Raw genomic sequence first — 19,401 nt, 5'->3', positions numbered from 1 at the left:
AGCAGGCGCTTGCATCCGCTCCTGTAGAACCCGGGGCAACGCGTCTCGAACCGGCTATCTCGACTGGCATCTCAAGGTCGTGTATAACACACCGTATTGTCCATATGGGCGCTTATATGAGACGCTAGATGCGATCGACTGTCGGTGATACTCTTCCGCCGCGCGTGAGGCGGAGCTTGACGAAGCTAGGCGCCGATATCGCGCTGGCGCGCAAAAAGCGCAGCCTTACGGTCGTCATGATGGCCGAACGGATCGGTGTAGCCAAGAGCACGTATCTCAAACTGGAGAAAGGCGATCCCAGCGTCGCACTGGGCACATACGCCATGACCTTCTTCGTCCTGGGGTTCGGTGAAAGCCTCGGAGAGATCCTCGACGCCAGGAACGACGAGCAGGGTCTGTTGCTCGACGTGGAGCGCATGCCCCAGCGGGTCCGCCGACCCAAGCCGCCTGCCGCGCTGTGAGGCGGACGATCGGCATCCAGATTGGCGACGAGGCGCGCGCCGTCGGATTGCTGCACTACAATCAGCAAGGGAACCGCGAGAGTACGGGGTTCGAATATGATGACGGCTGGCTGGCCAACCCCGACCGCTTCGCCCTTGAGCCCGCGCTGCCGCTCGTTGCCGGCCCGCAGTTTCACCGCAAGGTGGGCACCGGCTCCGTCTTCCATGCCGCCATCGCTGACACCGAACCGGACGGCTGGGGGAAGCGCGTCATCCAACGCGACCATGCCAAGCGGCGGCAAGATGCCCGCCGCCGCGGTGAGGAGGTCGATGCTCGGGCACTGAATGGCCTCGATTATCTGTTGGCGGTCGACGACGTCAGCCGGGTCGGCGCGCTGCGTCTCGTTGACGAACAAGGGACCGCTCAGCGCGCAACCGAGGATGGTCGCCGCACCACACCACCCCTCATCGAGCTGGGTCATCTCTTGGCCGCCAGTCGGGCAGTTGAAACGAACACCGAAACCGCAGCGGATCTTGCCTATCTACGTGGTCGCGGTACGTCGCTCGGCGGCCTGCGCCCAAAATGTACCGTCGTCGATGACGAGGGGCGCTTGTCGATCGGCAAGTTTCCGAGCGTCTCCGACGAGCGCTCGGTGACGCGAGGGGAGGTGCTGGCGATGCGGCTAGCCCGTCGCGCCGGCATCGACGCCGCCAACGCCCGGTTGATCGACAGCGATGGTGACGCGGTCGCGCTGATCCGGCGGTTCGATCGGCCCGCCGGGGGCGGGCGGTTGATGTACGTTTCCGCGGCGACGATGATTGGCGCGGAACCAGGAGACGCACAGGAACACGCTTACACCGAGATCGTGGACGCGCTTCGTGTGAACGGAAGCAACCCCACTGCTGATATCGAGGAGCTATGGCGTAGGATCGCCTTTTCGATCCTGATCACCAACGTCGACGACCATCTAATGAACCACGGCTTCCTGCACGTCGACCGTGGCCTGTGGCGGCTGGCGCCCGCCTTCGACATCAATCCGTTCCCCGAGCGCCTGCGCGAGCTGAAAACTTGGGTCTCGGAAGAGGTCGGCCCTGAAGCTACGATCGACGCTTTGATGTCCGTGCTACCTTACTTTCGGCTGACACAATCGCGCGCGAAGGAAATGCTGTCGCAAATTGAGCAGGCCGTCGCGGGTTGGCAGGACGAGGGACGTGCGCTTGGCATGACCGGCGCTGACCTTGATAGCTTCGCCGACGCTTTCGAGCATCGGGAGCGCGATGCTGCAAGAGCGGTAATGACGTGAGATACAGCAATGTTATGACAAGCCATATGCTATCGAGCTGAAGCGGATTGCCTGAACCTGGTGGAACTTGCGAAACGGGTTAGGAACGGGTGACCACGTGAGCGATTACCGTCCGAGGCATATCCGGATTAAGCGGTAACCCCTGTAACGCCTGGGATGTCGGTCGCCTGCGCCGCTGCCGCCATCAGATCGACGTCCGTCAAATCTCGGTGATCGATCCACCATTTGGCGTCAGTTACCTGAAGGCAAGCGTAACAGTTAGCGTCGCTGTCGGGATTGGTTAGCGCTGCCAGCCGCTTGGTTCTGATCGTCGACGCCCAGCTGATTTGCCGATCGGTGCCGGCTAGCGGGGGAAGATCGAGGTGGGAGATGGCAGCGCTGCTGAACGCTGCGGCAGCGGCTTCCTCTGCTCGCTTTTCCGCAACGAAGCAGTCTCGACAGGTAGTGGTCTTCAGCCATTTGGCTTTGCGTTCCTGTTGGCTGTCAAAACCGGTAAGATAATGACCCTGCTCATGACCGCAGGCGTGAATGATCCGCTGTTCCATGGCCGGGATGATGGCTGTTCGTGGTTTGTGCGCAACGGCAATGAGTCAGGTTGAATCAGAATTGCGCCCAGTGGCTGACGACTGAACCAAAGGCACTGTTGATCCGCTAAGCTGGCGCAAGGCCGTCAGCGTTTACCGGATCCGGGCCAACCAATGTGCTGATAAGCCGGACGCGTTTTTCTACCAGGTCTACGGGGGTACGGTGTAGTTCCAGCTCGTAGCGTCCACCGACATCGCGGCGAAGATAGAAGGCCCCGCCATCGCGGACCAGAGTGCCTATCCCATTGATACGGGTGCCAATCGCTACCATCGCTGCATCGTCACTCAATCATGATCGATTAAAGTTACGGGCGATCCTGCGCGTAACCGACGTGCCTCGCTTGGCCCCATTATACTGCTAATCCGTTCCCGAGCGGCCTTCAAAGGTTGATATTACGCCGCGCCATTTCGACGAAAGCCATGTCCCCGATTGGTGAACGGGGTTCGGCTTTAAAGATGTCAGCCAAATCGAGCAGATCTTCGTTAGAAAGGTTCGCGATCGAGCCTTCGATATCGGCAAGGCGCCGCACTGCGTGAGCGCCGCGATCGGCGACCCGCTTCATTCTTGTCTTGAGCATGTGGCCTTCTATCATAAACGTCGCGGAGGCGGCAGGGGCACTAGCGGCCGATTGGCTGAGGTCGTTTGGCAAAGAGGTTCGCTAACCTTCAAGCGAAAGAGGGTTGTCCTATGAAGAACAGCACCGCGTTCTGGCAGATGTCGAAGCGGCAAGAACGTACGGCTTTTACGGCATCTGCGTGATCAAGCTGCATGCGGACTGTCCGCATTTAGGTAAAACTGGTGGAAAGCGGACAGGCTGCTTTCGGGAAGGCGGGCGGCGATAGCAGACATTGGGCAACTGTCGGCTTTCCCAAAGAGGATCGAATTTTGGAAATGGCCGGGTTGGGAAGTCGAAGCAAAACGGCAAAAACCGCCGGAGCCTAATATGACGGGTATCGTTTATGCCTTGCCGCTGTCGTCCTCCGGCCGTGGCCGGTCCGTTCTTGCTACCCTGTGGGGACGGGCTGTTGTTCACCCTCAGTGGCAAAACGGATAGGGGCTATAACGCCAAGCCGAAAGCACTGTGCTTAGTGCTTTGTGAGAGGCCAGCCCCTTAGTTCCTTTCTTCGGCTTTATTACGCTGCTCGTTGTCGTTGTCGGCGCTGTCGACCAACGGTGCGACGGCTTCGAACACGACGCCGCCAGGAAGGTATAAGATACGAGCCGTTCCACCGGTTTCGTGTGCCAAAACACGCTGAATGAGCTTTGTGCCAAAGCTGGTTTGCGTTGGCGGTTCAACCAATGGGCCTCCTGACTCAACCCAAGTGAGGTGGAGATCATGCGGCTGCCAGCCGTCCATTACCTTCCAGCTCAGATCAATCACGCCATCGGCGGTCGATAGCGCGCCGTATTTTGCCGCGTTGGTTGCAAGCTCGTGGAGGGCAAGCGCGAATGCGACAACAAGGCGGGGCGGGAGCTGAAGGTCCTCCCCGGAAAGCTTAAACCGTTGACCGTCTTCCACCCCGAAGGGGGAAAGCGTGCGCTCAACCAGCGCATGCAGGGATGTGCTCTCGAACCGGCCACTGATTAGCAAGTCATTCGCAGCCGACATCGCGTGTATGCGTGCTTCCAGCGTCGTTCCGGCCTCCTGCACAGAGGTTGCCCGGCGCATCGTTTGCGAGACGATCGCCTGCAGGGACGCGAGCGTATTCTTTACTCTGTGGCTTAGCTCGTTGGCCAGAAGGGTCCGATGCTCCTCAGCGCGCCTTCGTGCGGTCACATCTTGGGTCGTCCCGACGATTGCCAAGGGTGTGCCATCGGCGCGGTAGCTCGCCTGTCCCCGGATTTGTACCCAGCGCTCCTCGCCTGCCGGCGTCCGCAAGCGGTACTCGAGGTCCAGCAGCGATCGGTCTCGCACAGCGCGCTCTATGCCGTCGACCTGCATCTGCCGGTCTTCGGGATGGATCGACTCTCGCAGTTCGTCGAGGGTCAGAGGATCGTTCGGTGCACGACCGCATATCCTCTTGCATTCGGCAGATGCCGTCAGCCTATACGTATCGAGATTGATGCTCCAGGACCCCAGGCGGCCGGCATCGAGCGCAAATTGGAGCCGCTGCTCGCTCTCCTGGAGTTCGGCAATGCGCCGTTCCACCTCTGCTTCGAGGGCATCGCGATCGCGCTGAAGGCTAACGAGGCGTTCGCGCTCGAGAGTGACGTCGTACTGCGAGGCGAAGAAATAAAGCAGCACCCCATCGTCGTTGAACACGGGTGAAACCAGCAACCGGTTCCAGAAATGCGTTCCGTCCTTCTTGTAGTTCAGCAGGTCGAGTTCGATCGACTCCCGCGCACGTATCGCGTCTCGGACGCGGCCGACATCGGCCATGTCCGTGTTCGGTCCTTGCAGGAACCGGCAGTTGCGCCCCATGATCTCGCTGCGGGCATAGCCAGTCAGCTTCCCGAAGGCATCGTTCACAAACACGATAGGATTATCAGGCAACCGCGGGTCGGTAATGATCATCGGCATGCGCGTTGCACGCACCGCCGAGGCGAAAGGGTCAGACCCGCTATCGCCGCGCGTCAGTTCGCGGACGATCCGCGCTTCTTCCTGGATATCTCGCACACGTCACTCCGTTCGCGCGCTCAACGGGCCTTATGTCGTTGGACGCTGCATGTTTTTTACTCTTTAATGTCAGTAGGCTAAGATAGCTATTGCGACAAAACTACTGGGTTAACAGCCTGCGAACGACGCCGGTATGGCCCGCAAATACGGTTAGGCCGCGGTTGTATTCCGAGAAAAACGAGCCGAAATCCTCGCGGGCCGCAACTCGGCCCATGGCGGGCGGGTTAGAACTCCATGACCCTTTCAACCGTACCTTACGCCCTCGTTGTCGATGATGATCCGCTCATCATGATGGATACGACTGCTATCCTCGAAGACGCCGGATTCCGCTTTTACGAGGCCATGGATGGCGACGAGGCGAAGCGGGTCTTAGCCAACAATTGGGAAAGCATAGTACTGCTGTTCTCTGACGTCGACATGCCCGGCGACACCAACGGCTTTGCGTTAGCACGGCATGTCGCCGAACGCTGGCCGGCGATCGAAATCGTGATCGCGTCCGGTCATGTTCTACCAAAAGCGGGCGAGATGCCTGAAAAGGCCACATTCATCTCCAAGCCGTTCAACAAGCAAATGGTGCACCAGCATTTGCGGAATATGCTCCCGGACAACAAATTGCCGGAGCCGCTTAAAAAGGCGGTTTGATCAACGACACAGCTTATTGGTTAGAGGCGAAATGGTCGAGATGGGGAGGAATGATATCAATGTCGAACGATCGGGATCACGTCGATTGCGGACGCTAGCAACGCACCAACGACCGTGAGGCCGAGGTTGTCCGCGAGTTGTAGTAACACTTCCAATTCGTCCTTCAAATCTTGGGCCGTCAGCGGCTTATCGGAGCTCATAGAAACAGTATATTTGTCTTAACCCAGCGACGTCGATAGTATGGATGCGCGACGCTCGCTGCGATTTCTACTACTGCTCGTAAGCTAGCTTAACGGATGGCGGCTATCGGAAGATCTGACCGCACGCCCAAACGCCCGGATTTGGGCGTAAGCGGAATGACCGGAATTAGTGGAGAGCCGTCCGTCCGCTTTCGGGCAAGCGGAGGCGGATAGCTGACGTAGCCGAGCGCGGCCGGCGTTGCCATAAAGGATGCTATTTCGAGAAAGGCAGCATCTGCCAGAAATGTGGTACGCTCCTTTCTCAGGCGGCACCTCGCCAAGACGCCATGGTTTGCTTAGTGCCTCGCCGAGGTGATCTACGATCGCCATGACCTTTGCTAAAAGCTGTGGACCAGCCGGAAAGATGGCATGGACCTCGGCTGGCGCGAGCTGCCAGGCTTCGAGCAACTGGGGGAGCTGCCCGGTTCCCAGTTGCTCGCCGGCCATGATGTGAGTCGCGAGCGCGATACCCATGCCCGCAACTGCCGCTGCCAGCACGCCTGGCGCTGAGTTGATCGAGAGCTTTGCGGAAACGGCAACGGCAGCACCGGTCTGACCGTGCGTGAAGCGCCAGCTCTCGCAACCAGACAGGCCGTGCTGGATGATGCAGGCATGTCTCGCGAGTTCGACCGGATCGGCTGGCGGCCCCAGAGTCTAAGATATTATTTCCCACTCAACCGGAATCAATACTGACGCCTGGCAATGCTTCGTCGGTTGCGTGGTGAATTTTGGAGATGATCAATAGCGAAGCAGTTTGCTTACCCCCTCTTCGAACACCGCCTATATAAATGTAGCGATGCGCCGCTATCGCGTAATCAACCTGTATCCAAGTCCCCGAACAGTCTCAATGACGTTTTCATCACCATAACTCATCATCTTTTTACGAAGACGACTTACCAATACGTCCATAGTTCGCGGACGACCGTCATCATCATTACTCTTATTAGGAAAATAACGTAAGTCTGACCGGCTTCGAACGAACCCAGGATTGCTTAAAAGACACCTTAGAATTGAGTATTCGGCACTTGTTAAGTGTATTATGTTTTTAGTAGGCGTAAGCAGCTGTCGCCTGTCCGCCTGAAGCTCCCAGCCAGCGAACTCAAGGCTTCCCAATTTACGCTTTACCTCGGGTCTTACTGAGGTCCGGCGAGTAATGGCGGCTGCTCGCGCACTGATCTCACGAGCGCTGCACGATACATCGACACAATCGTCCGCTCCCATATCGAGCGCAACTATCCGATCTACGTCATCGTTTGAACTCGATCGCACAATTATACCGGGCCGATCGTTGACTAATAACAGGCGCCCAATCACCGACGCCGTATCTGAATATAGAGACGGACCGTCGACGATCATAATATCAACTGTTAACGAGTAAGCGACGCTTTCAACATATGATATGTCCGTGGTATGTTCAACAATAAAACCATATCGACCTAATGTGCTTTTAAGCAGCTCGCAATCGTCCACTTTACTGCATATCAACACAGTTTTGACGTGGTTAGAACACGAGTCTCGCAAATTAACATCTACAGACTTAACATCGAGTCGCGGATTTTCCATGAACATTTCTCTAATTCAGAGAGGCGTTGCAGCGCGATAGAATGAGCAGCCCACGCGCAAAAACGATCAATACGGCGCCACGCTCGGCCAATCGTCCCGACACTATCATAAGATACACAAGTGAGAACCATGCCTGGCCAAGCCTGGGTTACGATCAGGGGTCGCGTACTTCTAATGGTCCAACATGAACACAATGCGTCTTCAACAGGCCTGATCCATTCAAAGTGGCCTAGAAAGGGGCGGGATGATCGCCATTCTGGTATAGCGTTCTGACGCTCGCTATGAGCAGGTGGGCAGTGCCTGAGCGAATTAACACAAAATACCAGATTTTCCTTACATAACATCACTAAGTGTCTCAGCATTGTCACGATATTAAGAGATGTTGCCGAGTTTGGTCAACATGTGTCATTTAGATGACACCGGTCGGAATAAATTACCGACAGCACTTTCCGAGCTTTATAAACCCGTGCGGTTAGGCGAGCTTAGCGGCTGAGCACCATAAGGTGTCGTACGTTACAGGGATGTAGTGATGATCCGGTTTTTGACAGCGACGGCGTTGGTAAGCTCGTTAAGCCTGTTTCCAGCATATGTGCAGGCGCAGAACGCGGGCTCTCCCGCGGCCGGCGCTGCAGATGCGAGCGCTACTGATACTCAAGTCAGCACGGCAGTTGGTAGCGACCCTACAGTCGTAGACGAAACTCCTCCTGGCGGGGGAAGCAAAGAGATCGTCGTGACGGGATCGCGCATCCGGCGACCGAACCTGGAATCAACTGTTCCAATTGCCTCTATCCGGTCTCAAGATATCTACAGCAGGGCCGATCCAAACGTCGGTGAAGCGTTAAACGATCTTCCGCAGCTCCGCAGCACATTCTCGCAGCAGAATCCTGGCTCGGGAATTGGCGTTGCAGGCCTCAACCTTCTCGATCTTCGTGGGCTTGGGGTGCAACGCACGTTGGTGCTGGTTAATGGTCGCCGGCACGTGCCGTCGGATATCCAGAATACGGCAGCGGCGGTGGATACTAACACCATCCCAACCGACCTAATCGAACGTATCGACATCGTGACCGGCGGCAATTCGGCCGTCTATGGCTCCGACGCTATCGCTGGCGTTGTCAACTTCGTTCTAAAGAACAATTTTGACGGTCTGCAATTACGCGCGGGCAACAGCATTCCTCAGTTTGGGTCGGGCGGCAACCGTTACATATCCGGTATTGCAGGTAAGAACTTTGCCGATGACCGAGGCAATCTCACGGCGGCATTGGAGTACTCGAAGCAGGATCGGTTATTCGGTTCGCAGATCCCGTATTTCCGTCAATCTAACGGCTTTGTGACCAACGACGTCGATGGTGCCGGACTGACGAATGGCAGCGACGGAATTCCGGACGTCGTCTTTGGGCGTAACATACGGTCCTCAACGATTGCTCGGTTCGGCTTGGTACCAGTCGTACAGACCCGCAACACCGCAGCACCCTGCGGCGCGGGTATCCCTGGCGGCACGGGAGCCCGTACTAACTACAATTGTAATTATCTTTTTGATTCAGCCGGTAATTTGGTGCCGCAAACCGGCAACCGGATCAGCACCGGGCCTACCGGTACATTCCTTGGCGGTAATGGCGACAACAACCGTGAGGATCGTCTGCTTTCGGTTTTGCCGAAGAACGAACGCTTCAGCGCAAACTTGCTAGGACACTTTAAGGTAAGCGATGCGGCTGATTTCTTCGTTGAAGCTAAGTACGCTCGGGCGCATACAGTCGGCTCGAATTCGGGGCCGGCGTTCAATCAGGGATTTAACCAGACCTTCAGCGACTATCGAGCTAATTATCGCCTTGATAATCCGTTCCTAAACAGCGCGGCGCGTACGACGCTCACGAACGCTATTCTCGCATCGGGAAGTAATACCAGTTTGACGGGCGGTGCCGGTGCGCTCTCAGCTGCAGACCGCGCTGCGATTGCCGACGGAAGCTATCGCTTTACCAACGCTCGAAACTTCTCTGACCTGGGTATTCGTGACGAGGACACGGTACGTGAGGTTTACCGCATCGTTGCAGGTGTGCGTGGGGACCTAACGCCGCATGTGAACTATGAGATTTCCGGCAACTACGGCCGTGCAAATCAGAAGATCACGATTCTTGGTAACGTCAATCAGCAGCGGCTGCTGCTGGCGCAGGATGCTGGCATAGATCCGAACAACCCCGGCGCCGGCATTCAATGTCGCTCCAAATTTGACCCTGCGGCCCGAGGGGGGGTTGCAGACTTGGACGGCAATGCCGTTGCTGCTGCACGCTTGGCTAGCGACATCGCCGCTTGCGTACCTTACAATGCGTTCGGCGGCTTGGATAACACCGCCGCGCGCAATTACATCGTCAGCAACTCAGGAAGCCGCGGTCGTCTTTCACAGTATGACGCTACTGGCTTTGTGAACGTCGACAGCGGTGGTTTCTTCAATCTTCCGGGCGGCGCTATCGCAGTAGTCCTCGGCGGCGAGTACCGCCGGGAGGATGCAAACTTCGTTGCGGACCCGGACGTCCAAGACGGGCTGACCTTCCTAAACGCGCTTCAGACGTTTGATCCACCGACGCTAGAAGTCGCTGAAGGCTTCGGCGAGTTGAACGTGCCCATCTTGAAGGACATGCCCTTCTTCAATAGCCTCAGCCTGAGTGGTGCCGCACGGTATTCGCACTACAACAAAGCATATGGCTCCACTGGCAGCGTTTGGGCTTGGAACTTTGGCGGTGAGTGGTCGCCGGTCCGCGATATCCGTTTCCGTGCCAACTACGGCAAAGCGGTTCGTGCGCCCAATTATACCGACACTGCTTCGCCAACGAATCAGGACTTTGCACCTGGCTTCTTGGATCCATGCAACGCAGGTCGTATTGGGTCGGGTACTCCGCAGCGCAACACTAATTGCCAGGCTGCCCTCGGCGTTTTGATAAACAACGCGGAATTCCAGGGCTTAACCAATCTCGGCTACTCGCTTGAGATCCTGAGTGGCAGCAATCCATTGCTCGAGCAGGAAACGTCAAAGTCGCTGACGGTGGGTGCAGTGCTTACCCCCCGGTTCCTGCCAGGCTTCGATTTGACGATCGACTATTTTGACATCGACGTTAAAAACGTCATTACAGCGGCGACTGCGCAGCAGATTGTTGATCTATGCTATGACAACAGTCAGTTCTGCAATCTCTTCCAGCGCTACACTGGGAGCGGAGCTGGTCCAAACGGTGAGGTACCTGGGCAGATTCTTCAAGGATCACTGACCCAGGCAAGTCTTAACTTCGCGTCGCTTAAGCGCCGCGGTATTGACGTACAGGCGAACTATAATCATTCAATTGGCGAAGCTGCTCGCCTTAACGTTCGAGGTTACTACACCCACCAGCTTCGAAACAGCAATTTTACCGACCCGACGCGTCCTAGCTTTGAAACGCGTATTCTTGGTCAGCTGGGCACTCCCAAAGATGAGTTCACGTTCAACGCCGATTTAACCGTTGGTCAGTTCACCGTAGGGTATGGCGCACATTATATTGGACCGATGCTTACGACTGCCTATGCCAACCTATACCCAATCAATGGCAACCCCGCGCAAAACGTCGATGCAAATGATATCCGACGCTATCCAGACATAGTGTACCACAATGTGCGCGCTTCGGTGCAACTCGGCTCGGATACGGCAAATCGTAAGGGGATGGAGTGGTTCGTCGGTATCGACAATCTCGGTAATCGAAAGCCACCGCTGGGTTCGACTGCAACTGGGGCTGATAGCGCCATCTACGAAGTCATTGGGCGGAGCTTCTTCACCGGCGTCCGGGCAACATTCTGATAACTGAAGAGGGGCGGGATTCTTCCCGCCCCTCACCGACTGGTGACGACATGATGCATGCCGATACATTCGCGTCGGCTCTTCGCTTTGCTAAGAACGGTCAGCCTGAGCCGGCGATCGCGGCGTTTGAGAAGGCCGGGCAGCTCGGCGATGCTTCTGCTATGGCTGAGCTGGCCACATGGCTTCTACGTGGCGACCTGATACCGCGTGATCTATCGCGTGCTCGCATTGCGTTGCGCCGGGCGGTGGAGATCGGGCATGTTGATGCGGCTCTTCTGGAAGTAGCGTTGACTGCCAATGGCACAGGCGGTCCCTGCAACTGGCATAGCGCACTCGGTCTATTGGAGACCGCGGCGAAGACGGATCCGGTAGCAAGGCAACACATCGAGATCATCCATGCGATGAATCTGGGTTCCGACGGCTATCCGCGGCGACTGCCTCCGGCCGAGGTGCTTTCTCAATCTCCATATGTGGTCCGTTTCCGAGGTGCCGTGACCCCGGCCGAATGCCTCCACATCGCAGGTGTAGGACATCCTCTTTTAGAACCCTGCGTCGTCGTGGATCCCGTGACACATCGCCCAATCGCGCATCCTATCCGGACATCTTTCAGCGCAACTATTGGTCCGGCCCAGGAGACGTTGCCAGTAGCCGCGTTGAACCGCCGTTTTGCTGCACTGACCCAGACACCGTTACAGAATGGTGAGCCTTTGCAGATATTGAAGTATGCAACTGGCCAGGAGTACAAATTGCATTCAGACGCCCTGCCAGGTGCAACTAACCAGAGGACCGTAACGGCGATCGCGTACTTGAACGACGGGTTCGGTGGAGGTGAGACAGACTTTCCTTTGGCCAACCTCCGAATAATTCCCCGTGCCGGGGACATCATCGCATTCACAAGCACTGGGGTAGACGGCGCTCTGGATCTGTTATCGCGTCATGCTGGTTTGCCGGTTACTGGCGGTATTAAGTGGATAGCAACACGTTGGATCCGTCAAGCCGAGTTTAATGCCTGGATATCTAATATGAATCAATAACGAACGAAAAATATTGTTTAGCAATCTTCTTTAACCGGCTTACGGTGTTTATTGTCGTACTCGCGCAATTGGTCTGCGCAGCCTGTATTGCCGCGTCAGCTTTCCATTTCTCTATCAGTGACCCGTTCACCACGGATGAAAGTCGGGCAGGTACTACGGTAGCGGCCAGTAGGAGATATCCGCTGGTTAATTACTCGACGTTCCTACTGAGGATTGTACTGGGCCGATGCGGAATCGCTTTCTCCAATCTGAGACGCCGTTAACGCAGAGGCGATCAAGCTAATAGATTTCGGATTAACACACCACGAGCGGGAGGGAGCTCGACGCGCTTTTACCCAGTTCAACGCCACAGACATTCTCCTATCGTAATGAATGTTGCATTCGCTCTGCGCCGTGCCAAGCCGCTGTCGCAGAAGTGCTGAGTTTCGGATGTCTCGTATGTCCCGCCTTTTGCGACGGAGCTAGGTGTGTCTGAGGACAGAAGCTGGATCCACAGCAGCTGCCCGTAGAGCTGGGTAAATTGTGCTGGTCACAACGCCGATCGAAACCAGCGCTACGATCCAGGCAATCTCGGTGGGAGAGATTACCAAGGGAAGAGAAAGCAGAACTTCGAGCTCGATAGGCGGGTGATCCATCATCGCACTGATTCCGGCGGTGATCGGATCTTTGGCGGCTTTCAGACCGAACCCGAGTGCCAAACCAGCCAGCTCGCCGACGAGGCCGATTGCCACGCCAACGACAATGAACACCTTCGCCGTGGAGTATCGCGACATGCCCATCGTCCGAAGAATAGCAATTTCGCGCACCTTATAGCGAACCAGCATCACCATCGATGACAGCACGTTCGACAAAGCGATAAGCGTTACCAACGATATGATCAACGTCATGGCCAGCCGTTCCTGCGCCAGCGCCGTGAACAGAGTTGCGTTCATGCTCTGCCAGGTAGCAACCGTATAGCCCGGCCCCAGTCGTTCCTTGATAGCCGCTACGACCGCATCTTGGTGTTCAGGATCGCTGAGTCGTACATTGATTTTGCTGGCGACACTGTCCGTTCTCAGGATCGCTCGAAGGTCGGCGATCGGCATTATGACGCGGCGACTGTCGAACGACTGTACTTGCGTGCTTACGACGCCGGAGACGGCGAGATCGTGGTTATCGACAGCAAGTCCATCACGATCGAAGCGGACCATTGTTATCGCTGCGTGATCGCCAGGAGCAATCTCAAGCCTGTCCGCGAGATCGCTCCCCAAGGCCATGGTTCCTGAGCTCGTGGGAGCAGCGCCTGCAATGCTGTGTGCTGAGCCGTTAAACAGGGGGCTGACGCTTATCTGCGACGGCTGCACACCTTGCAGGTTAGCCGCAAACGATCTTCCGCCAGCGGTAATCAGACCGGAAGCGTCTAGCGATGCGGTTGCCGCCTGCACCCCGCGAATGGATTCAAGCGTCCGTTGCACCTTGCCCGGGCGAGCAATTCGAAGCCTCGGACCACTGACGAACAGGTGGCCGTCCGCCGACGCGATCTGCCCTGCAAGTCGGACCTCGGCGCCATTCATGAAGCTCACGACTAAAACCAACGACGCGACGCCGATCATGATGCCGGCGCACCCGATCGCCGCAATTAGCAGTGCTAAGCGCCCACCTGCGCCAGGGACCAGGAAGCGCGAGGCAAGAAGCTTCTCGAAAGTCGTGAGCAAGGACATCCTTCCAGCAACGCCTGCATCCTAAAAACAGGAGCGTGACCTTATGGTACGATCCTGTTGGTAGGCGCCAGGATGAATGACCACCAGTGCGTGCTAAAAGCGGCACTCGTCGTCCAAGTAGGGCCACCACCGCCCAGTGTCGCGAATTTGCTAAGTTTCGAACGTCTCGTATGTCCCGCCTTTTGCGACAGCAGACTGCCTGCTTTGGGTTAGGAGTCGGCGCGGCCGCGTTGCGGTAGCAAGGTGGCTACCTTGCCGCTCGTTGACGTGCGATCCCTTACCAAACTCGAACGTCAGCCACCGTCATCGTTTGGTCGACACCTGCTTGGCAGGCACCACGACCCGGCCGATCATCCGCGCGCCTTTTTCGTCACGCTTCAACTCGATATCGACGCTGTCGACAGTTTCGTTCTTACGACCGAAGTTGCGGAACAGGTGCGCGGTCAGGATGGTCGCGCCATTGGGGTCGATCCGGTCGGGCGCAAACACATTGGCCTGTGCGGTGTAGGTGCCCGCTGGCGCGATGTGGAGCATATATTCCTCCGGCCCGTACCCACGCGTCATGTCGTTCGACAACCGTCCGCCGATCACGGTGCGATTGTTGTTGTAGATCGCCCGTTCGCGGGTCGGTTCGTCGACCCACAAGTCCATGTCCGACCCGTCGCTGGTCCAGTCGATGACAACGCGCACATCGACGTCGAGCAGCCCGACCAGACGCGGGTCCATGTCGATGGTGCCACCCAGCGTGCGCAGGCGCGGCAGCATGGCATTGGCCTCGTTTAGTGAGATCAGCGCGATCCCCTCCCAAAGTTCCGACTGTGGCGTGATGGCGACATCGTACAGGAGCGTGATCGCACGGGTCAGATCGGCGCGCGCCGTGGCGGGCTGCGCCTTGGCCCGGCGGGCGAGAGTTAGCGCCAGCAGGCGGCGCGGCTGCGGTCGATCCGGATCGAGCGCCGCCTGTCGCTCGCGCAACTCCACCGCGGGGTCCCAGGCGCCGTAGCGCTCGAGCCGGTCAGCGACCATGCCCAGCGTCGTGTCATCGGCGGTGGGCAGTTCGAGCGCCGACAGAACCATTTCCTGCGCCTCCGCCATCTGCCCGCGCTTCGCCAGCCAGGCGGCGGTGTCGAGGTAGAAGATGGGCAGCGTCCCATGCCGCGCCTCGGCCTCGCGGAAGCGTTCGACGAAATCGGCGGGCTTGCCGTCATACAGTTCCAGATAGGGGCGGTCGGGTTGCCAGGCATCGATCTGGACCGACGGCGCGGCGGGGCCGGACTCGGCACCCGCCCTGCTGGCGCTCACCACGATGTCGCCCGCCGCAGGGCTGCCCCGAGGGGCCGGGGGTGCGGGCGGCGCAGTGGGTGCATAGACGGCCGGTGGTGACGTCGCCGTTCCCACGGGGGCCGGTGGCGGAGGAGGAGGAGGAGGAGGAGGAGGTGGTGGCGCCTCGCCCGGTGCCGTCCGATCGAAGCTGCGCGAGGTAGCGATCCGTTTGGGCACCGCCGCCGGATCGAACTTCGTCTTCCACCAGGCGACCTGATCCCGCCATTCGTTCACGAGGGTTTCGCGGTGACGCTGTGCTTGCGAGGCGTCGTTGCTGTCCGCCGCCTTGCGGGCCCGCTCATAATCGTCGCGCCACCCGGCGGGTAGCGTGGCGGGCGGGTCGATCTTGGCCGCCAGATAGTCGTTCACGCCTTCCAGGACGAGGAAGGACAGGCTGGGACTAGCGATGCCGTAACGGCGGCTGAGCGCGACATAGGCCTCACGCTGGTCGGTGCCGCCCAGCTCGGCCAACTGGTCCTGCGCCAGCAGCGCACCGGGACCGTCAAAGACGACACCATTGCCCTCGACCACACAGACGATTGCCTGCCCACCGTTCAGTCGCACCATAACCGGCCCGAACGCGGGCGCACGGGTCAGGATTGACCAGCGCCCGGCGGGGGCGGGCAGCGGTATGAAGGGGACCGGGCGTCCATCGCGGTCGATCACCGCCGCCACGCCCGTGGCCGGCGCGCGCAATTGCGCCAACGCCGCAGCCAGTTCGCCGTCCAGTAGGATCAGACGCCCGCCTTGCGCTCGGGCCAGATGCCCAGCCCAGGCCCGGTCGTCACCGCTCGCGCTGCTAACTACGTCGATCGGGCAGGATGCACCTATCTTGGCACCTCGATTAAGCGTCGCTCGGCCATCGGTGAACATCAGGCAGCGATCGGCCAGGCCGTCGCGGCTGATCGGCGCAAAGCTTGTCGCACCGCGATAGGACAGCGTGGCCAGCCACGCAGCGGCCTGTTCGGCGGTGCCGACTGTTTGGCGAAGCGCCCCGCTGCTGTTGAACGCCACCAACTCGATCGTAGCCGGCCGCCAGTCGCTGATCGCCGCCTTGACCAGCGCGATCTCGCGCGCAGTGTCGGCATTCAGCCGAGAGCGCGAACGATCCCAATAGATGCGCAGCCGCGCTGGGGCCACCGCACTGGCGGCTGAGGCCGGAAGGTCGCCACCGAGCTGGACGTCGCGCTCGCCATTGCGATGAGTGCTTTCTACCAGATCAGCGATGCGCGTGGAGGCGATCGCCAAGGTACCGGGCGGCAGTGCGCCCTTACCCGCGCGTTCGGCCAGGAAGCCATCGCCCTGCGCCGTCATCGCCATTGCCGTATCACCCAGCGTCACGACTGGCGCACCCGCCATGCCTGTCGCATGCACACGCATCGACCACCCCTCGGCCGGTGCATCGAAGCTCACCGGCAGGCGCCAACCCTTGGCACCGACGGGGGCGACAAAGGTCACGCGGATCGTCCGCCCGGATCCCGGCCAAATCGGAAAGACACGAGTCGAAAAGACATTATCCGCACTGACCTCAGCAAGGCCAGGGTCGACGCGCTGGCGGACCCGCGCTTCGTACACCGCCTTGGCGCGGGGCCGGTCGACCAGCACACCGTCGACCATCCGGCCACCGATATCCAGCGCATAGCCGGTCACGACCGCTCCCTCGGGCAGGGTCAGGCGGAAGTCGCCTTCCATCTGTTCGCGCTCTGGATTGGCGAAGGCGGCGGTGACGGTCGTCTCGACCACGCCACCGCGTTGCTCAACCGACAGGTCCAGCCGCCGTAATTGCAGCGGCCGGGCATGGGCCTCGTCCCGAATGCCGTTGGCCCGCGCGGTCAGTACCGGATTGGCGATCTGCGCTGATGCCCCCTGACTCACGATCAGGGCAAAACCCAGCGTCACGATTCCTGTCCACCGTGCCAGCATATTCGCCCCCTTGTATCGCCCAGAGGCTAGCCCGCACCCATGCCTGGAGCAACCGCCTCGCCCGGTTATCCCAAGCAACGTTAGGCCGGCGTCACCGGCCGACCGGACGTCTGCGATTGAGTGAGGGTAGGCACAGCCTTGCCGCAGAATGCTGAGTTTCGGACGTCGCGCATGTCGCCGATTTTGCGACAGCGGGATGGCTGAGAGTGGGCGGAAACCTGCCGGTCCGCTTCAAAGCACATCGCAAAAGAAACAATTGTTCGCGCACGTATGCCCAGATTTTAGCTCGCGCCATATCGCCGCGGTCCGGGTCCCCTTCGACAGGCAGCGGCTTTCGTCAGCGCAGTCCCTGCACAGCGAGATCATTGGCTATGATCCCGTTCCAATTCGTCGGTTGATAGTGTTCAATCGGGCTACCGACGGTGCGCTGATTACGCCATTGCCAATGCGTCGGCGAGGCCGTGTCGAATGAAAATCCCGGTACAAGCCAAAGTGGCGCGGTAAGGCGCGCGTACTGGACCTCCGTACGACGCATCAGCCGTGTCCAACCTTCCGGCGTGCGGCGGCGAAACACTTCGCGTCGCCGGAAGGGGGCGATGGGATGAAGCGAAAGACGCCAGCCTGACCCATCAAAGCGGAAGCCGCGAAAGGCGGGATCGTAGTTCCACCGATTTATCACTAGCACATCAGGCCGCGCATCGCGCACCGCGTCATCATGAAGGCACAATCCCTGCCGTGCTAGTTGGGGTAGTTTGTCCCACAGCAGCGGCGCCGGATGGATCCTCCCGACCTCCTTCTCGCTCGCATACGTCGCCTGCATGCGTGAGTTTTCACACCCTGTACCTATCGGCCCAAGCGAGAAGCGACGAACAGGCTTCGGCAACGAAGCGAGCAGCGGCACATGCTTCAAAGACACCTCTGCAAAGCTGGCCGCGGTCTGCGAGAACAACAGCCGCTGGCAGGTGTCCCAGCACTTGTCCGGAGATCCTAGTCCCCGATCGACAGCGTAGACGATCGACAGGCCGCGCGGCAGCATTGGTGGCTCGCCATGGTCCTGCGCCAGGATCGCACCGACGCGCTCCTCTGTTGCCCTGTTGGCAAGCAAGGGAACAAAGAAGCCGGCCGCAAGCGGCGGTATGGCTGCGACTACCAGCAGCAACAGCGGGCGGGCTCTCCTCCGCGACACTCGCAGCAGCCCGTATAGAGCGAGAGTGGGGGTAAGATATACCCAAACTCCAGGCAGGATGCCGAGCAGCATCGCCAGCGGTATGCCGATAATCGATAGAATGAGCAGTACTAGGATCGGCGCGAGGAAAATTGCGCACCCCGCTCCCGCGGTCACGGTTGCCCACAGCTGAAGAAAGCGGCGATCCAACGTGTGCATGGGCGGTAGCCCTCCCTCCAAATCGCCGCAGCAGTGCCCCTTTAGTACCTCACCGTAGTGAGAACGATAGGCGGCAACGGTTGCCTTCCAAACAGCGGCTGTGGCTGCGAACTGCCGCTCGTCGCGGAAGTGCTGAGTTTCGAACGTCTCGAATGTCGCTGCTTTTGCGACATTCAAGACCGATGACGGCCTGTGTCGCATCGCAAAAGCGGTCACTTTTGCAACGACGGGAACGCCCAACAGTGCGCATATGCTCCGTTATGAAAGCAACGGCACCTGAACGGTTGGGAGCAGTTCGATGGTGTTTGCCCGGATGGTTACCGGCAACATCATCGGCGAAGGATGACCACTCTCTCGTCCCACGTATACGACGTTAATCTGCGCATCGAGTGAGCCGGAACAACCCATCTGAACATAGAGCAGGTCGGTCGCCCTGGTTAGAGCCGCGACAAGCTTGCTGCTCTCCTTCTGCGGCAATGCTACGCCGTTGCGCTTGACCAGGGCATTCACCACACCCTGTCGGAAGCGCCATCGCAGATTGACCGAAAAGTTGCCGTTCGGCTTGCATGAGATTGAATTTGTGAGCGCCTGGTCCGTCTTGGTCGCGGGAAACTCGTTCACCAGCACTGGAAGAGATGAAGACACCTGGGCGGCAAACGTGAGAGCGAGCCCGATCAGCATTCAGGCGAGCGCAGGAGCGCAACTAAGAAACCGGCGAGGTGCAAAGCATCGCCCTTTCGAGATGAGTAGGTGCATGTCAGCATGGTACCCCAAGCCTATTTTACTTTCACCCAGCAATGTCCGCTATCTTCTCCATCCCAACTATTTGTGGT

14 protein-coding genes are annotated in these 19,401 nt (G+C 58.7%); 5 read left to right on the top strand and 9 right to left on the bottom strand.

Annotation, left to right across the window (positions count from 1 at the left end):
- The first annotated feature begins 176 nt into the window (after positions 1 to 176).
- Both J3A66_RS18185 and J3A66_RS19565 read left to right on the top strand, forming a co-directional pair.
- On the top strand, positions 177 to 461 hold the full coding sequence (locus J3A66_RS18185) for a helix-turn-helix transcriptional regulator (RefSeq protein ID WP_209570591.1): 285 nt from the start codon (positions 177 to 179) through the stop codon (positions 459 to 461).
- Positions 458 to 1,744, top strand: a complete 1,287-nt coding sequence (locus J3A66_RS19565; RefSeq protein WP_209570590.1) for a type II toxin-antitoxin system HipA family toxin — start codon at positions 458 to 460, stop codon at positions 1,742 to 1,744. Before J3A66_RS18185 ends, J3A66_RS19565 begins: the two co-directional genes overlap by 4 nt.
- A 128-nt stretch (positions 1,745 to 1,872) precedes the next feature.
- On the opposite strand, the gene J3A66_RS18175 is transcribed toward J3A66_RS19565, so the two are convergent.
- The 4 genes from J3A66_RS18175 to J3A66_RS18165 all read right to left on the bottom strand — a co-directional run bounded on the left by J3A66_RS18175 (position 1,873) and on the right by J3A66_RS18165 (position 4,946).
- Entirely contained in the window at positions 1,873 to 2,289 is a 417-nt protein-coding gene (locus tag J3A66_RS18175) for a hypothetical protein (protein ID WP_209570589.1), read from the bottom strand.
- 106 nt (positions 2,290 to 2,395) lie between these two features.
- Positions 2,396 to 2,599, bottom strand: a complete 204-nt coding sequence (locus J3A66_RS19375) for a DUF5818 domain-containing protein (protein WP_245337163.1) — start codon at positions 2,597 to 2,599, stop codon at positions 2,396 to 2,398.
- A 109-nt stretch (positions 2,600 to 2,708) separates the two neighbouring features.
- On the bottom strand, positions 2,709 to 2,891 hold the full coding sequence (locus J3A66_RS18170; protein WP_245337146.1) for a hypothetical protein: 183 nt from the start codon (positions 2,889 to 2,891) through the stop codon (positions 2,709 to 2,711).
- Between the two features lie 549 nt (positions 2,892 to 3,440).
- A complete protein-coding gene (locus J3A66_RS18165; RefSeq protein ID WP_348634093.1) occupies positions 3,441 to 4,946 on the bottom strand; it encodes a PAS domain-containing protein in 1,506 nt (501 codons plus the stop codon).
- Between the two features lie 234 nt (positions 4,947 to 5,180).
- On the opposite strand from J3A66_RS18165, the gene J3A66_RS18160 reads away from it, so the two are divergent.
- Positions 5,181 to 5,588 carry a response regulator gene (locus J3A66_RS18160; RefSeq protein ID WP_209570587.1) on the top strand — a complete coding sequence of 136 codons (408 nt, stop codon included), beginning with the start codon at positions 5,181 to 5,183 and terminating at the stop codon, positions 5,586 to 5,588.
- Between the two features lie 284 nt (positions 5,589 to 5,872).
- On the opposite strand, the gene J3A66_RS18155 is transcribed toward J3A66_RS18160, so the two are convergent.
- Positions 5,873 to 6,418 (bottom strand): LysR substrate-binding domain-containing protein, encoded by a 546-nt coding sequence (locus tag J3A66_RS18155; RefSeq protein WP_245337161.1) that lies wholly within the window; start codon positions 6,416 to 6,418, stop codon positions 5,873 to 5,875.
- A gap of 1,501 nt (positions 6,419 to 7,919) precedes the next feature.
- Between J3A66_RS18155 and J3A66_RS18145 the strand changes: the two genes are divergently transcribed.
- Both J3A66_RS18145 and J3A66_RS18140 read left to right on the top strand, forming a co-directional pair.
- A complete protein-coding gene (locus tag J3A66_RS18145; protein WP_209570585.1) occupies positions 7,920 to 11,204 on the top strand; it encodes a TonB-dependent receptor in 3,285 nt (1,094 codons plus the stop codon).
- A 50-nt stretch (positions 11,205 to 11,254) separates the two neighbouring features.
- On the top strand, positions 11,255 to 12,238 hold the full coding sequence (locus J3A66_RS18140; protein WP_209570584.1) for a 2OG-Fe(II) oxygenase: 984 nt from the start codon (positions 11,255 to 11,257) through the stop codon (positions 12,236 to 12,238).
- A gap of 461 nt (positions 12,239 to 12,699) precedes the next feature.
- On the opposite strand, the gene J3A66_RS18135 is transcribed toward J3A66_RS18140, so the two are convergent.
- The 4 genes from J3A66_RS18135 to J3A66_RS18120 form a co-directional block, all read right to left on the bottom strand.
- Positions 12,700 to 13,938, bottom strand: a complete 1,239-nt coding sequence (locus tag J3A66_RS18135; protein WP_209570583.1) for an ABC transporter permease — start codon at positions 13,936 to 13,938, stop codon at positions 12,700 to 12,702.
- 303 nt (positions 13,939 to 14,241) lie between these two features.
- On the bottom strand, positions 14,242 to 17,160 hold the full coding sequence (locus J3A66_RS18130; RefSeq protein ID WP_209570582.1) for a VIT domain-containing protein: 2,919 nt from the start codon (positions 17,158 to 17,160) through the stop codon (positions 14,242 to 14,244).
- 361 nt (positions 17,161 to 17,521) lie between these two features.
- Complete coding sequence (locus tag J3A66_RS18125) at positions 17,522 to 18,808, bottom strand: hypothetical protein (protein ID WP_235516547.1); 1,287 nt, start codon at positions 18,806 to 18,808, stop codon at positions 17,522 to 17,524.
- Between the two features lie 18 nt (positions 18,809 to 18,826).
- Positions 18,827 to 19,249 carry a hypothetical protein gene (locus J3A66_RS18120; protein ID WP_056409580.1) on the bottom strand — a complete coding sequence of 141 codons (423 nt, stop codon included), beginning with the start codon at positions 19,247 to 19,249 and terminating at the stop codon, positions 18,827 to 18,829.
- Positions 19,250 to 19,401 lie beyond the last annotated feature (152 nt).

Source organism: Sphingomonas sp. PvP018, from assembly GCF_017876865.1.
GTDB lineage: Bacteria > Pseudomonadota > Alphaproteobacteria > Sphingomonadales > Sphingomonadaceae > Sphingomonas > Sphingomonas aerolata.
This window is presented reverse-complemented; position numbering and strand designations above follow the sequence as displayed.